Origin of the sequence: Peribacillus butanolivorans, from assembly GCF_001273755.1 — a bacterium.
In the GTDB taxonomy this organism is placed as follows: Bacteria; Bacillota; Bacilli; order Bacillales; family DSM-1321; genus Peribacillus; species Peribacillus butanolivorans.
In genome coordinates this window covers 1-14,375 of the sequence record NZ_LGYA01000013.1, presented here as the reverse complement: position 1 = coordinate 14,375, position 14,375 = coordinate 1, and the positions used below count along the sequence as shown (strand labels likewise).

14 protein-coding genes are annotated in these 14,375 nt (G+C 34.0%); 9 read left to right on the top strand and 5 right to left on the bottom strand.

What is annotated here, in order from left to right:
- Nucleotides 1–309: 309 nt before the first annotated feature.
- Complete coding sequence (locus AKG34_RS26365) at nucleotides 310–588, bottom strand: hypothetical protein (protein WP_053349117.1); 279 nt, start codon at nucleotides 586–588, stop codon at nucleotides 310–312.
- A gap of 311 nt (nucleotides 589–899) precedes the next feature.
- Here AKG34_RS26365 and AKG34_RS26360 point away from each other — a divergent pair, with 311 nt between their 5' ends.
- From AKG34_RS26360 to AKG34_RS26345, 3 genes are all read left to right on the top strand, one after another.
- Entirely contained in the window at nucleotides 900–1,514 is a 615-nt protein-coding gene (locus AKG34_RS26360) for a MerR family transcriptional regulator (protein WP_053349116.1), read from the top strand.
- 651 nt (nucleotides 1,515–2,165) lie between these two features.
- Nucleotides 2,166–3,389, top strand: coding sequence for a MobV family relaxase (gene mobV / locus AKG34_RS26350; protein ID WP_053349114.1), 1,224 nt, complete (start codon nucleotides 2,166–2,168; stop codon nucleotides 3,387–3,389).
- Between the two features lie 66 nt (nucleotides 3,390–3,455).
- Nucleotides 3,456–3,662: a hypothetical protein gene (locus tag AKG34_RS26345; RefSeq protein WP_053349113.1), complete on the top strand. Its 207-nt coding sequence runs from the start codon at nucleotides 3,456–3,458 to the stop codon at nucleotides 3,660–3,662.
- Between the two features lie 216 nt (nucleotides 3,663–3,878).
- Here AKG34_RS26345 and AKG34_RS26340 read toward each other — a convergent pair whose 3' ends face one another.
- Both AKG34_RS26340 and AKG34_RS26335 read right to left on the bottom strand, forming a co-directional pair.
- Complete coding sequence (locus AKG34_RS26340) at nucleotides 3,879–4,256, bottom strand: YndA family protein (RefSeq protein WP_053349112.1); 378 nt, start codon at nucleotides 4,254–4,256, stop codon at nucleotides 3,879–3,881.
- A 49-nt stretch (nucleotides 4,257–4,305) separates the two neighbouring features.
- Complete coding sequence (locus AKG34_RS26335; RefSeq protein ID WP_053349111.1) at nucleotides 4,306–4,941, bottom strand: hypothetical protein; 636 nt, start codon at nucleotides 4,939–4,941, stop codon at nucleotides 4,306–4,308.
- Between the two features lie 1,559 nt (nucleotides 4,942–6,500).
- Between AKG34_RS26335 and AKG34_RS26330 the strand changes: the two genes are divergently transcribed.
- Nucleotides 6,501–7,040 carry a hypothetical protein gene (locus AKG34_RS26330; RefSeq protein WP_053349110.1) on the top strand — a complete coding sequence of 180 codons (540 nt, stop codon included), beginning with the start codon at nucleotides 6,501–6,503 and terminating at the stop codon, nucleotides 7,038–7,040.
- 222 nt (nucleotides 7,041–7,262) lie between these two features.
- Here AKG34_RS26330 and AKG34_RS26325 read toward each other — a convergent pair whose 3' ends face one another.
- Nucleotides 7,263–7,832: a recombinase family protein gene (locus tag AKG34_RS26325; protein ID WP_053349109.1), complete on the bottom strand. Its 570-nt coding sequence runs from the start codon at nucleotides 7,830–7,832 to the stop codon at nucleotides 7,263–7,265.
- Nucleotides 7,833–8,079: 247 nt separating this feature from the next.
- On the opposite strand from AKG34_RS26325, the gene AKG34_RS29400 reads away from it, so the two are divergent.
- Nucleotides 8,080–8,214 (top strand): hypothetical protein, encoded by a 135-nt coding sequence (locus AKG34_RS29400; protein ID WP_269083778.1) that lies wholly within the window; start codon nucleotides 8,080–8,082, stop codon nucleotides 8,212–8,214.
- A 509-nt stretch (nucleotides 8,215–8,723) separates the two neighbouring features.
- A complete protein-coding gene (locus AKG34_RS26320; RefSeq protein ID WP_053349108.1) occupies nucleotides 8,724–9,239 on the top strand; it encodes a helix-turn-helix domain-containing protein in 516 nt (171 codons plus the stop codon).
- Nucleotides 9,240–9,485: 246 nt separating this feature from the next.
- On the opposite strand, the gene AKG34_RS26315 is transcribed toward AKG34_RS26320, so the two are convergent.
- On the bottom strand, nucleotides 9,486–9,956 hold the full coding sequence (locus tag AKG34_RS26315; RefSeq protein WP_053349107.1) for a YjfA family protein: 471 nt from the start codon (nucleotides 9,954–9,956) through the stop codon (nucleotides 9,486–9,488).
- A gap of 328 nt (nucleotides 9,957–10,284) precedes the next feature.
- On the opposite strand from AKG34_RS26315, the gene AKG34_RS27325 reads away from it, so the two are divergent.
- The 3 genes from AKG34_RS27325 to AKG34_RS26300 all read left to right on the top strand — a co-directional run bounded on the left by AKG34_RS27325 (nucleotide 10,285) and on the right by AKG34_RS26300 (nucleotide 12,945).
- Complete coding sequence (locus AKG34_RS27325; protein ID WP_083450983.1) at nucleotides 10,285–10,896, top strand: TetR/AcrR family transcriptional regulator; 612 nt, start codon at nucleotides 10,285–10,287, stop codon at nucleotides 10,894–10,896.
- Between the two features lie 1,001 nt (nucleotides 10,897–11,897).
- On the top strand, nucleotides 11,898–12,341 hold the full coding sequence (locus AKG34_RS26305) for a MerR family transcriptional regulator (protein ID WP_053349106.1): 444 nt from the start codon (nucleotides 11,898–11,900) through the stop codon (nucleotides 12,339–12,341).
- A 16-nt stretch (nucleotides 12,342–12,357) separates the two neighbouring features.
- Nucleotides 12,358–12,945, top strand: a complete 588-nt coding sequence (locus AKG34_RS26300) for a PIN domain-containing protein (protein WP_053349105.1) — start codon at nucleotides 12,358–12,360, stop codon at nucleotides 12,943–12,945.
- Nucleotides 12,946–14,375: the final 1,430 nt, after the last annotated feature.

Here is a 14,375-nt window from a genome sequence, read left to right as displayed (position 1 = left end):
AATTAAAGACTTTTTAGATAACTATTAGAGATTCTGAACTCTAATAATCATAACCTTTATTATTTTAAAATAATTATTTACTCTTCCCAAAACATCATTCCTTTATTATTTTGTGTACAAAAACGCTGAAATACTTCAATGCATTTTGGGTTTCTTCCTCGGTGATGCCAATATAACGCAACGTGACCGAAGGGTGGGAATGTTGGAGGATCCGTTGCAACATTGCGATATATTCTTTCGAGGTTTAACTATCCGTTAACGCTCGAACCTAATTATTGAATCGAGCGTCTTTTTTATTTCGGGTACAACTTATACACCAATTAAATATCTTCCAACAGTCCATTCATCTGACTCCGGTGGATTGTTTTTTCTTGTATGAATGATACATTGATGTTCAAATACCTTATCAATCGTATATCCACTTTTCTGTAAATGTTCACCAATCTTTTGTCTAGCTTCTTTCAATCCCCCATAATGTTTTCCAAAATTCTCAAATATTTTTTCGGGCACACCATCTTTCCATTCATAAACGATATAATCTCCTGACTCCCGACTCATTTTTTCAATAGAAAAATGAGAGCTTTCCATCCGACCACCTCCATTTTTTAGTTTATTTATAATTATATAGCTTATTGACCGTAAAATTAGAAAGGTTTAACTATTTGTTTAGGGCAGGTTTTTATAAAAAGAACTTTTAACTTTTAGGCATTCATTTTCGCTTATGAAAACATTGATTTTTCATTTATACTTAGATATAGGGCAGGATTTAACCAGGCCCATGATTAATTAATATATACATAGCTCTTAGAGATAGCTAAAATCCTTTATAAATTTACTTATCCATCCCATTTATCCAACTTACCCATGTTTGAAACCAAATTAGAAAGGTGGTAGGAAACTTGAATAAAAGTGAAAATCCAGGTGATGAAAAGCAAGCTGAAAACTTGGATAAAGGTTTTACCGTGAAAGAGGTTGCAAGTTTCATAGATGAAACTCCAAACGTCATTAGAAACTGGTTTAAGGAGTTGCGCCAATACATCCCTCACGAAAAGAGCGACAAAGGTAACGGCTATAATATTTATAAGCGTGAAGGAATAGAACGCTTCAAAGAGATACAAGCCCTTCACCGTGAACAAAATTGGTCTATGAAGCAAATTGAACATTATTTTGCTACTGGTGGAGAATCATTCAAGCCCGAACCCGAAAAGAAAGCCGGGGAATTAATCGCGGAAGAATTAAAAGCCATACGTGAAGAAATGACGGCACTTAGGGAAGAAAATAAACAAATGAAAGAACAGCTAGATAACCAGGAAACTTTTAATAAAGAGTTTGTTATTCCAGGTATCCAACAAATAAAAGGTGAAGTATCTAGCATTAGAGGAAGTATAGAACGCGATAAAGAACTGGATGAATCCAATAGGGCAGCAAAGGAAGCTAAACAATTAATAGCAGCTGCGAACGAAAACCCGGATAAACAAAAAAAGGGCTTCTTTGCTCGACTTTTCGGAATGTGAACAAAGAAACTTAGGGAAGCCACCAACTACAATCCCCACAGAGGTACTAATATAAGCTTCGGGAGTGGAAAACACAGATGGAAAAGATATTTGATAATCTGCCATCGTTTAATGTAGATTAAAAGTTTTCTATAACGTAAAAAAAGGTAATTCAGCTGAATTACCTTTTTATTAATGCTAGAACTTCCGGTAAGGTGCTTTATGTAAACTACTGTAAAATGAGAATGTACTAAAGATGTGATGAAATAGAAAAAGGGTGCTTATCTAATTTTAGATAAGCACCCTTTTTCTATTTGGCGTCTGTCAACGGTACCGGACCGAAGGGAGGATAAGGAGTTGATAGACTCACTTCACCAAGACCCTCTTGGTGTCTCAAAAGGCAACACCTTTTGAGCTGCCTACCGGCGAGGGAGCCCCCAAAAATTGGGGGTTGGGGGTTGATGTTTTTATGGCGATCCAACGTGCTACGTTGGCTAGGTGTGGGCAAGAGCCCGCGGTCTTGTTTTTGCCATGCTTTAGCATGGTTTCGGTACAGCCGAAACCGCCTCGCAGAGCTTACCACTTTGGTACAAAGTGTAGTAAGCTCCACTTTACAAATAAAGTTCTTTCTCGGACAATGGATAGAGGGAGAACTATTTGGGGGTGGTCTTGATGAGTTTTGCGGTCATACATATGAAAAAATTTAAGAGTGCGGACATCAAAGGCATGCAGATTCATAATCAACGAGAAAAAGAGAGTCAGACGAATATGGACATTGATAAGGAGCGTTCTTCGTTGAATTATGATTTGTTGAATCATGCTCCGATTGATTATGACGAGCGCATTCAACAAGAAATTGATGAACGCTATTTAGGGGAACGAGCGATACGGAAAGATGCGGTCAAACTATGCTCTTTTGTCGTCACGTCAGACAAAACTTTTTTTGATGGTCTAGATCCACAAGAAGAAAAACGATTCTTTGAAGAAAGCGTGAAGTTTCTCCAGGATCGTTATGGTGAAAATAATATGGTCTATGCGGTCGTACATAAAGACGAAAAAACGCCCCATATGCATGTGGGGATGGTTCCGATTACTTTGGAAGGTAAATTGGCAGCCAAACAGTTTTTTGGCAAAAAAACAGAACTGCAGCAACTTCAAGATAAATTTCATGAGCATGTGACAAAAAAGGGATTTGATTTAGAGCGTGGCGTTTCTAGTGACCGAAAGCATATGGAAGCCCAACGATTCAAAGCATTAAGCGTAAAGGAAGAAGTAAAATCATTAGAAAATGAATTGAAAGAAAAGCTAAATGATAAGCAATCACTGGAGAAGTCCGTTAAGGACATAGAGGGTCGCTTAAGCGACCTAGGAAAGTCTTTAAATCATGTTAAAAAAGTGGATGAGGTGGAAGTAAAAGAGAAGGGTGGCTTAGTTCGCTCTAGAACAGTCGAATTAGCCCAAGAAGACTTTGAAGGTATTAAAACCCTAGCTAAAGTTTCGGAGGGCCTTAAAATCAAATCTGAGCAACTTGAGGGCTATTGGATTCAAGAAGTGCAAAAAAATGATCGGTTAAAAGATGAAAATAGCATGTTAAAAAAAGAGAATGATCGTTTGAGAGATGAAAATAAAGAATTAGTTAGAGAAAATACTTTTTTAACTCGTACCCTTGAGAAGGTAAAAAGCTATTACAAAGATAAAGTAAAGGACTTCAGCCATCATGTTGGGGCTTTTAAGGCCCAAGTCTTAGATAAAATGGGAGAGCGATTACTAAAAAAGCATTTCACAGACGAGCAAGAAGTGAATGGAGCTCAAATATTTTTGAAAGTGAAAGAGAATGAGAAACAAGAAAAAAGGGTGAGCAGAGGGAAAGACAGAGGGATGGATTTTGAAAGATAATAAAATTTCTAAATGACTTATTTTTAACACCGTCCGAATAATTGGAACAAATAGGGGGGGACAAATATGGATAGACGCAAAAAAAATAAATTTAAAATTCAGTATGAGTATAGAAAGAAAATGAAAAAAGAAACAAAGAATAAAGAGACTAATTTAGAAATGATGATTGTTGCTATAATTCTTTTTATCTTAGTAATAATAGGAGCATGGATATTTTCTGAAGGACTAAATTTAGGTCCTTTTGTAAAACTATCAATGTTAATTTTTAAATGAGCCTAAAAAACTAATTGTACTGCAATGAATAGTACAGTAGCTTTGAGGGTTTTTGTTTTTGGTTTTGAACTTAAAAAAGCCCCGGTTTTTTTGGGGGCTTTTTTAAGTTCATACATATAGAAACTTTACCCTGCAGCCTATCGGTTCGATCTTTACCATCCTTCATTTTAACCTTTACGAATCAATCCCAGGTCTTTTTTTCATTCAGTTAGTGAATTAATCATAAAAGATTAAATGCATATCACTGTCAGTCCTTGATTTAGCAAAAAATTCTGCTTCATTTCCTCCATCAACAAAGTTACCAATACCCCGGAAAATACCACATTCGCCTCGCGCTAAATATCTTACCCCTACATAATCATTATAACTGTCAGGATCATACTCCCATAATTCAACTTTTAACTTACCAGATGGACCCACGTAAGAATCCCGACAAATCTTATAATCACCACCAGTAGAGGGAAACTGATCACTTTCAGCACCATTAGTAAAAAGAGATTGTTCTCCTAAGTAATCCCAGCCACTTGCAAATGTAGCAGAAGGGAACAACAACGCAGCGACCAATGCCACAGCACTCATTTTAAACATTTTCATGCTCATTCCTCCTCACCCGTTTTGACTTGAAACATATTTCCATATAATTCTAATCAATATTTTTTATATTATCATCTATCCAAAGATTCAATTTTTCATGAAGCGTTTTTGTAGTATCCACTACTTCATGCGCTACATATGAAATTAGAGAAAAAAGTGAAATGTGCTCGTCATTCAGTTTTGAAATGTATTTCTGAATCATCTTTAAACTTTTAAGCCTTCCCGGATCAAGTAAACCAATTACCTCTGAATCCACCATTTGTGTAAAGACGTCTCGATTTCTAATACCAGCAATCAGCAGCATAGTTGTGGCTAAACTAACACTACAATCCATGGAATAGGCCAAGGCTGAAATTCTTTCATGCTCGTAAGCTTTGAATCTTAAATGAATCCTTTCCTTCTGAATGATATTTCTCTTCTGGATTACCTCTGCTTCAAAATCCCCTCTAAAAATCGTATTATCGTGCCTGTAGTCTCTTTTAAAATACATGGACAAGCCCTCAATACAGTCCCTAGAATTGATAGCTGCCATTATTATTTTTTCCCCTATATCCTTCACAGGCTGATTCAAAATATAGGATAAATTATGAACACATTCATTTAATGAGTGTGAGATTGTTGGTTTGATATCTCTTTTTTTATCGGAACGAACTTTTCTTTTTACTGTCTGGCTTCCCTCTTTCATAAGCCCTTTCCCCTCCCCAAAGTGAAAATATCCTATGTACACTATCCATATGAACCTGAAATCTGAACTATTCCAGTAGAAAGTAAGATGTTTAATAATTCTGAATTCAGACCATGCTTGTACAATAAAAGTACATAAAAAGGAGTATGGACCATGACTAAACAAAAAGTAAACATGACTAAAAAAGAAGGCAAAGAATTATTAAAGAAGATCCTTGTTCATTCCGAAAAAAAAGGAATCCCAACTTTCCCTAAAAAGAAAAAAGCCTGAAGCATTTTAACTCCAGGCTATCTTTCACCAAACTATGTATGCTTGTATAGTAAATATAAGCTTATGTAGTGGTAATGCCTAACCTCCGTTATCTTAACAGCAATTTTTTCAACTATTTTAGTTGATTATGCTTGACTGGTTTTAGGTTTTTTGACTTGCTGAAGTGAAGCATTGAAACGGCTGGAAGGCAGTCTTATCCCCTATGCTGAAAGATCACAAAAAAAGTAATCAATCAGAATAGGAAGGATAAGCGTCTAAAGTTACTTGCGTCAGTTCGCAATGTATCCGTATGTATAGACCCTATTCACTCAACAGTTTTCACCGTACACGCCCTTTACCTAAAGGCTTGTCCTCTACATAAAGCCACCCCTATGCGACAAGCTGAACGTGTTCCCTAGCACCGTAATGCTAATGGCTACCACCCGAACCTTTAAGGTTGTTCTCACCTTCCGCCAACAAATGAATAGGAATCCATTGACGGTTGCCCACTTTGTAAGAGTATACTAGGTACTCTCTGCACGAACGTAGGCTATCCAATCAGTTTTTAAGGTGCTTTCAGGCAATTGCACCTGAACAGTACACAAAAAAGACGCTACCCCAATAACCTGTCAGCAAGTTAAAGAGATAACGCCCTTTTGTTAAACTTTGTCCGAATATGTATGAATGCCACTAATAATACTAGTTGAAATTCAGTAGACAATGAGTTTATAATAGGTGTATCAAATAGTCCTGTGTCGTCAGGGCTAAAAATTTAACTTAGTGGTCGCACACTAGGTTATAGAAGAAGTCATTTCCGTTAGTGCCTGAGAAACACTAACATATGGAAATGGCTTTTTTGTTTATCCGTTCGTTATTAAGTTACTGATAATTTTACCTCTATCAAACTGGTAAAGCAACCATAATTAACAAGGTTCTACAAAGATTCTGATAGTTTACGCTATACCGTAAAAAGTAAAAAAGCCCAGCCCATTAAAGGCTAAGCAGATTTACCGCAAGATCAATTATTGCTATCACTAGCCCTAAGTCCACCTTACTTGGAGTTTGGATTCGTAGAGACATCTTAAATTCCTGAAAAAAGATTGATCATTTTTGTGTTCCTTAATGAACTAACGCACCCGTTAGTTTAAGTGCAAACTTTCACAAACTTACGTGATACAACGAAAAAATAAAATTCATTGATTATTAAATAAAATAACAATTTACATTTTTTTACACATATACTAAAATATAATTAAGTAAAAAATTTTTTAGTAAAAAATAATTTATTATAGGGAAAGGAGAATTTTAAAATGAGTCTATTAGATATTTATCTGCAAAAGAACGGGAAAAAACGATACGATGTATTTAAAGAAACTGGAATCAGTCAGCAAATGCTTTCAAGTGTTAATAAAAAAAGTGTCAATCATTATTCAGTCAAAACAATTCAAGCTATTGCGAAAACAGTAGAGAAAAGTGAAGGAACTGTGCTAGATGAATTAATACAATTAGAGAAGGAAAATGCTTATTTCGAAGTTTATAATGCTGAAGATTTACTATTAGCCTTTAGAAATAAGGAAGAATATATTCTAATCAAAGGCGAATACAAAAAAGAAATGGATGAATTAGCGAAGTCACAACTTTCTGATACAGAAACATTAGGTTGGGAATTAGGGGCAGTATGGTCAGGTGGATTAGTAACTGTGTCGACAGAAGTAATTTTGCACTTAGTAGATTTATTCAGTAGTAAAGATGATGACAAAAAGAAAATTGAAAGCCAAGTTCGTAAGTATAAGTTTAAAAAACTAAATGAAAATGAAATCTTATTGTATTTACGTCAATTAGATTATTAGGAGTTTAAGAAGAAGTGACACTGCGGGATAGTTGTTAGTAAAAGAAAAGTGACTGGAAGAAGAATCCTGCCAACTAAAGAATGTTTAGATAGCTGGAATTACAAATAAATCTATCCTTGGAGAATCCCTCTTGGATGGATTTATTTGTTTATTGGCTAATAAATATATCCCCGTTCTTAAACAAAACTGCCCCTTTAGTTCATTAAGAAAAAAGACGATTAGCTATTTGCTAGTCATCTCTTTCACTTTAGCGTAAATAGTGGAACGTGGAACGCCAGTCATTTTAGCTATATCATTAACGCTTAAACCGTTAGATTCTCTTTCATCATACAGCTTTAACGCCTTCTTAACGTCCTTCTCGTCCTTCCCTTTACGTCCCATATGTTTCCCCTGTGCCTTAGCCCTTTTACGTCCCTCAGTGGTTCTATCTTTAATTAGATCACGTTCAAACTCAGCAATAGCCCCCAGCATAGTAAACATTAGCTTTCCTGATGGTGTACTAAAATCAATCTGTTCTTTGATGAATACTAAAGCTATTCCACGTTCTTCTAAATCCTTAGCAATCTTTTGTAAATCAAATGTACTCCTGGCTAGTCTGTCTATTTTGTAAACAACCAGCTTGTCACCTTCCCTTAAATAGTCCAACGCCTTAATCAGTTCCTCACGATCACTTTTAGCACCACTTTGTTTCTCCATGAATATCTTCTCACAGCCATATTCCTTTAACTTCTCTTCCTGTAAATCTAATGATTGATCAATGGTGCTTACACGTCCGTATCCTATAATAGCCATTATGTATAACCTCTTTTCATTTGTCTAAAAGTTTATTAACTTCTGTAATTTTATTCTAGACTAACTTCTGGACATTTTGAAGGGTTATTTTGAGGACGAATTGAAGTGTTTTTTCAAGTCTCTAGAACTTGTAAGTTTTAGACGAGTTTTGGAATATAGATAGAAGATGTGCAATCTAAAAATAGAAAATGTCTGTTATTCCAGAAAAGGGCCAGATTGTTTAGTAGTTTTAGGGAGGTGTTAAAAGATGGAATGGTTTACTTTTTTTGTTTTTCCAGCATTCACTTTAGGTGGAATAGCTTTAGGGCTCGCCCTTCACTCAATCAAAAAAATAAAGAACATGGAAAGGAGAGTTGAGGAATTAGAAAATAAAAATAAATAAATCTATGACTTTTGTCAATAAAGTGTCCCAGCTAAACTTTAAGTGGATTTTTACAATGATTATTCCATAAAAGGGCGCTTTTCTTGAGGAACGATAAAGCCCAATTTTACAGTTAAAAATGAGAAATTGGGCTTTTTTATATTTGCTTATAGTGCAAAATAACGCTTAAAATAGGTGCAAAATAACTCCTAAAGTGACAAGGGGAATTGAGGTGTTTTTTCAAGTCTCTAGAACTTATAACTTTTAGATAAGTTCGTAAAAGTACACTTTTACGAACTTTTTTGATTGTTACTTCTTTAAAATAGCCTCTGTTAAACATGCTTTTGATTTTTCTTCTTCAACTAACGAAAAAACGCTAGTTCACATAATCAGATGTTATAGGTCGTAAGAAATAACTAAAAGTGAATACTCAACTCCCCGTTGATAATAGAAGTTTACATTATTCAACTAAAGCTCAAGTGTTTGTTTCTCTAACTTAGTTTATATTTTAGATAAAGGAGGAGAAACAAATGGAACTAGGACACAAACTTAAAAGTTTACGTAAAAAACATGGTTATTCTCAACACCAGTTAGCTGATCAATTAAATGTTACTCCACAAGCTATCTCTAAATGGGAAAATGATAAATCTGTTCCTGATATTATGAATCTTGTACAATTGAGTGAAGTATATGATGTAAGTTTGGACTATCTGATTAAGGCTGATAAAGATTTACAAAGGAAATTGTCTATTAATAAAGCTCAACTAAATGTATTCAAATACTTTATAATTTCCATCATCTTAATATTATGTTTAGTTATACTACTCTTAACAAAAGCTCAATTCTTTATGTTCCAGCACGGAATGGGAACCTATATATTTTTAGGTTTTATTGTAATCTTTATTATTTCGATTTTGAGTACCATATACATGTATGTCATAAAGAAAAATTATCTTATATTTTTCTGGATATCCTTTTTAGCGCTAGGTTTTATTGTTTTCTTAGGTTTTTTTTACGAATATATTATGGATCTATTATTCATTTAAAAAAGAAAAACGTTCCTTTGAAGTCTGTATATCACATACAAAACTAGTTTACATAAAATGACTTATCGGCAATGACAAAAGGATCTTCAATTGGAAAATCCTTTTTCAGAATTATTTACCTGACTACTCTAACAGATACAGTCCTGAAACAGTCTGATTATAAGATTCGATAAAGATTTGATAAGTTATATTTATCATTTCTGAGTGAAAAAAGAGGCATAATGTATGCCTCTAAATAAAAATTGTCTAATATGAGCCTGTGTAAGCAGAGTATATATAACCATTTCCGTAATATTTGCCAAATGCATATGAAGTCCTTGGATCAAGGTCATAAACCATCGGTGTATAACAAGAGGTTTGTCCTGCAACCACTTTACCATTGCCTCCAGAAGATCCACAGCTATAACGCTTACCATCTGTATTACGTGTTATCTCTGCATTGGCTTCATATCCTTTAGTAACAGCTTTATCCATAGTGATTTTAGCCCATGCAGTTTTACAAGTACTACTAAATTTTAGTTCAACTTTACCGATTTTTTGATTATTTTGGTTTAGTAAGTTCGTAGATTTTTTTGTAGTTGCACTTGAAGCACAATTATTGTAATTAGGACTTTTTCCATCATAGGAATGATTTTCTGCGTGAGCAGAGATACCCATATTTAACAAAATCAATGATAATAAAAGTATTGAAGATACTTTAGCCCAGATTTTTTTCATCTCGCTTTACTCCTCCTTAAACACTTATATTTTCCTCTTTTACAAAAACTACATTTCTCATAATATCATCAATATCAGAATGAACATGTAAACTTCTTTGATCTGCTGCAGAAGCTCCAGGTTGGGGAAAATTGCAAAAATCATTGAAAAGCATAAAACAAACAGTAACAGCTATTTCTTTTTAAGGCTTAGAGATAATATGATTAAATCAACTCCTTAATAAGGATTATTTTTAAATACTAACTAGTTGGTATTAGTCAATTTATTATATGCTGAAGGATTTATTGATATTAATATAATATTCAGTTTTTTAAAAAAGGAGGTTGTTATGTTGAATCGTCATCAGAAACAATCAGAGAACACTATCAATAAATTAATGAGATCAGGAATTGAATTGTTTTCTAAGCAAAGTTATTCTAGTACAAGCATTGATCAGATTGTAAAACACGCTGGTTACTCTAAAGGTGCTTTCTATGCTCATTTTCCGACCAAAGAGGAGTTCTTACTGAGGTTGATAAAAGAAGGTATTGATTTCTATTTTGAGGATTTAAAGCAAGCTCTTACTCAAAAAGATTGTGATTTGCTAAATAAATTTAAAGAATACTCCATGCGTTTAGTAAATGAATCTTATGAAAAAGGGTCTTCGCCTATGCTTCTTCAAGGATGTATGGTTTCAAATGAATTACCCCAGATAAAAGAAAAGCTTATTCTCCAGATGGAGGAATGGAGGTCATTCCTTACACATTTTTTTCAGAAAATGAAGGAAGAAGGTATTGTCGGAAGTCCATTAGATGCTAGAACTTTAGCGACAGCAGGTATGGCTCTTTTTAATGGATTTAATCTGCAACATTTTGTTGATAACCGAATTCAAATACAGGACATGTTAAGCGTTTTTGTTGAACTGCTTCAAATTCAAGAACCTAATAAAATAGATGAATAAGAGTATTATATCTAAATGATAAATTATGAATACTCTATACAAACCTAGTTAACATAATGTTAACTATAAGAAGATAGCAAAAACGTCAAAGCCATATGGTTCAAGAGTTTGGCGTTTGTTTGTTTTTTTTCGTTTATTCAGGATTTTATACAACCTTGATGTAGCAACGGTATGCTAGATGATCAATAAAAAGCCCTAGATTAACCACTAGAGCTTTTTCTATCTTTATTTATCTAATTATGAAAGCTGTAGGTTCGTAAAAGTAGACAATTCCGAACGGTTCGATTTCTTTACAAAACAGCCGATATTTCCGTTCGTTTAAGTGTGAAAACGATTTACGAACGTTCGTGAACTCCCATTCATTTTTACGAACGTCCTGAACTGAAAAAATGTAGGGAATTTCTAACTACCTTGCTTCTTTGATTTCTTAAATATAAAGATAGCAGTTAGTATTACGACCCCACCTATCACCAACCCAAAGAAGATAGTAGTATTGATGAAATGCTGGTAAATCCATGTATCATACATAAACCCACCTCCGTATTTGTTGTTTTCTTTAGTATGAACGTTTCTTTATGGAACTATCAAAACTCAACATATATGAGAGTACCCATGATATACCGCAGGAATGCAGGATGATTTGGCCTAGAAAAATTTTTTGTTTGGAAATGGAGTGGCCTTTTGAATGTATGATTCTATACATTATCGTACATTCAAATTCAAGTAAAATATAGTTTAACTCAACCTCTATTATTAGAGAACCGTTGGAGGAGCTAAACAATCTGGATAGACTGTTTAACTCACAGTTTTTTGTTTATAAAAAAATGGGGTTAAAGAAATCCCTGCTGTTAAATGAAAAGGCATTTTCACGCTCCGGAGTATCATTTTCTACATAATGGTATATACTGTAAATAAAAGTTTCCTTTATTTCGTTTTTTTCTTTTATTTCTTCTAATTCTTATGTATTTGGTATATAATGGAGGTGGAAAGAGGTGGATAACATGTCTGCAATATTAAATGCAGTTAAACTCCGTCCTAATGAAGAACAAGCCATTTCAAGTGAAAGAGCAAGAGATTACGTTAGAGCCATGAAACTTCACGAAGAACTTGAAAGAGAGAAAGAAAGACTTTATCAAGAACTTAATGAAGTTGAGAAGAAAGAAGCATTTACAGTTCTTAGTAAACAATTTAATATTCCTCGTCATGTAACTGTACGGGAAGCTTCCGAGATTATCGGTATTACTCCTCAAATGGTACGTAGACATTGTGCGGATGGAAAACTAATAGCTCAACAAACACTAGAAGGTAGTGGAAAGTGGAGAATTGAGACCGACCAACTAATGGATAAACCAAATTGGGATAAGTTCATCGAGAAGAGAGCTAGAATTAAAAATCAATCCATAAAAATCGCTGACCAGAAACTTGAATATCTAGACGAAGAGTGAATTATCAGGGGGAAACATGGGAGACGTTAAACAGTATACACTAGACACTAATATATTTAGATATGAAACCAACCCAAGTGCTGATCATTTACAAAAAGCAGCAAGGGTATTCTGGAATCAGATTAGACAGGAAATGTTAGATGGAGAAGCCGTTCTTTTGGTTCCTAAAGAGGTTGTTCGTGAATTACACATTCAATCGTTTACTTTATCTGAGAAAGAAAACAACAAAATAGCTGGTTTATTAAAACTCTGTACAGAGGTTGTTCCAGAGCGATTATCTCCTGAAATCGAACATCAGATTAGAGAAATGTCTGCTTATGTTCGGTCTGAATTCAAAGCCGATATTGGGATGAAGATGGAATATGGTGGAGTATCTGACGCAAGAATCTTATATAGTGCTTATAGTGAAGATAGCATCTTAGTCACTGCAAATGTAAAGGACTTTCTGTTGTACCCTCTCTTGTTCAAAAATGATGAGGAACGACTATATGACATGAAAGAAAATGCGTTTGTTAAGATTCCTGAAGATGTATATAGTACAATCCATGCAGATTCAGTGTTCAAAGGATTGCTGCAAGACTTCTTTGAACTGGACGAAGATTAATAAGAAATAACAACTAAGTAATAACTGTTTTCATTTGCAGATGAAGACAGTTATTTTTTTTGGCTTAAAGCGATTATAGACACAATCAATGTTAACATACTGATCACTATAGCTATGAAAGCAGCAACTAATGTAAAGGTTTCGAAAACTGTCATATATTCACCCCACTTTACAATGGAGTAACCAATTTATTTCGTCTGTAAGAACAGTGTAGACGCATCAATCATATTTGTAAATACGGTTCAAAGGGGTATCAAAGGTGTACGATAGCCCCTTTATCATCCTCTGCGTACCCTAAATGGAATCGTCGTTCAAATAATTTTTTTTCAAGATAGGATTATTCGTGAAATTATGATGCTGTTTGCTGGTTTGTTTGTATAGTTGTTGTGTTTTTAAGAAAATAAGAATTCGAAGGTTCCGAAATGGGGATATCGAAAAATACGGATTTTGTTTAATGAACTTTTGGGGTAATGTTTTAAAATTCGTCATTGCTCATGCTGTTATTGGGCTTCCTAAGACGTTTTATGTTTTTTTGAGCAAAGTAAGTGTGGAGGCTTAAGGCTCCGGCCCTTAAGGNNNNAGGGGTCTTAAAAAAGCCTTAAGACTTTGCTGATTAAATAAGTCTTAACGGGCAGATTGATTTACCGTTTCTAATGTACCTATGAAAAATTTTGGTGGACTGGAAGGAGGAAGGAAATAAAGCATCGAAGATCCATTTCACTGTATGAACCTGGTCAGTACAGAAGGTCTACCTAAGGAGGCGGGGGGTGTTTCTACTCTTTTGAATATATGCTAGATAGAGAGAGTTTTAAAAGAAAAAAATATGAAAAAAGATGGAAAACCCGTGTTATTACTGTTTTTTTACTTTTGTGCTTTAAATCACTAAAGTTTATAGGTAAAAATAATTAGATAATTTCGACAAAACTATTGATTTTTTTGGAAATAGGTTATACAATTAAATTTGCTAGTCAAGCAATGAAAGGAGGTTAATATCGTGACATATGATCAGTTAATATCACTGTTGGGGCTACTTTGTAATGTGGGAGCGTTTCTCGTAGCCTTTGCAGCACTAATCATCGCAATGTAAAAAGTAAAAGGAAATATTGGACAAGCCGTTCCAGCGGCTGTCTTTTTTTTATCTATTTACATCAAAAACTATTTCAGTATATTATTTTCTATTTCACATCAAAAACTATTTCAGTATATTAAATACATTTGTGAACATTTATAAAATAATAACTAATTAGATACTGAAAAATTAACTTTAAAATTAGTTAAAAATACTACCATGCTTTAAAAATATTTGCAAGTTGTTTTTTCAACTATCCAAATTATAATCTTTTGTTGACTGATTGTCAACATGTTCACTATAAGTTTATTGGCTTCTATTTAGTTTTTTAGGTAACTATTAGAGATTCTGAACTCAATTA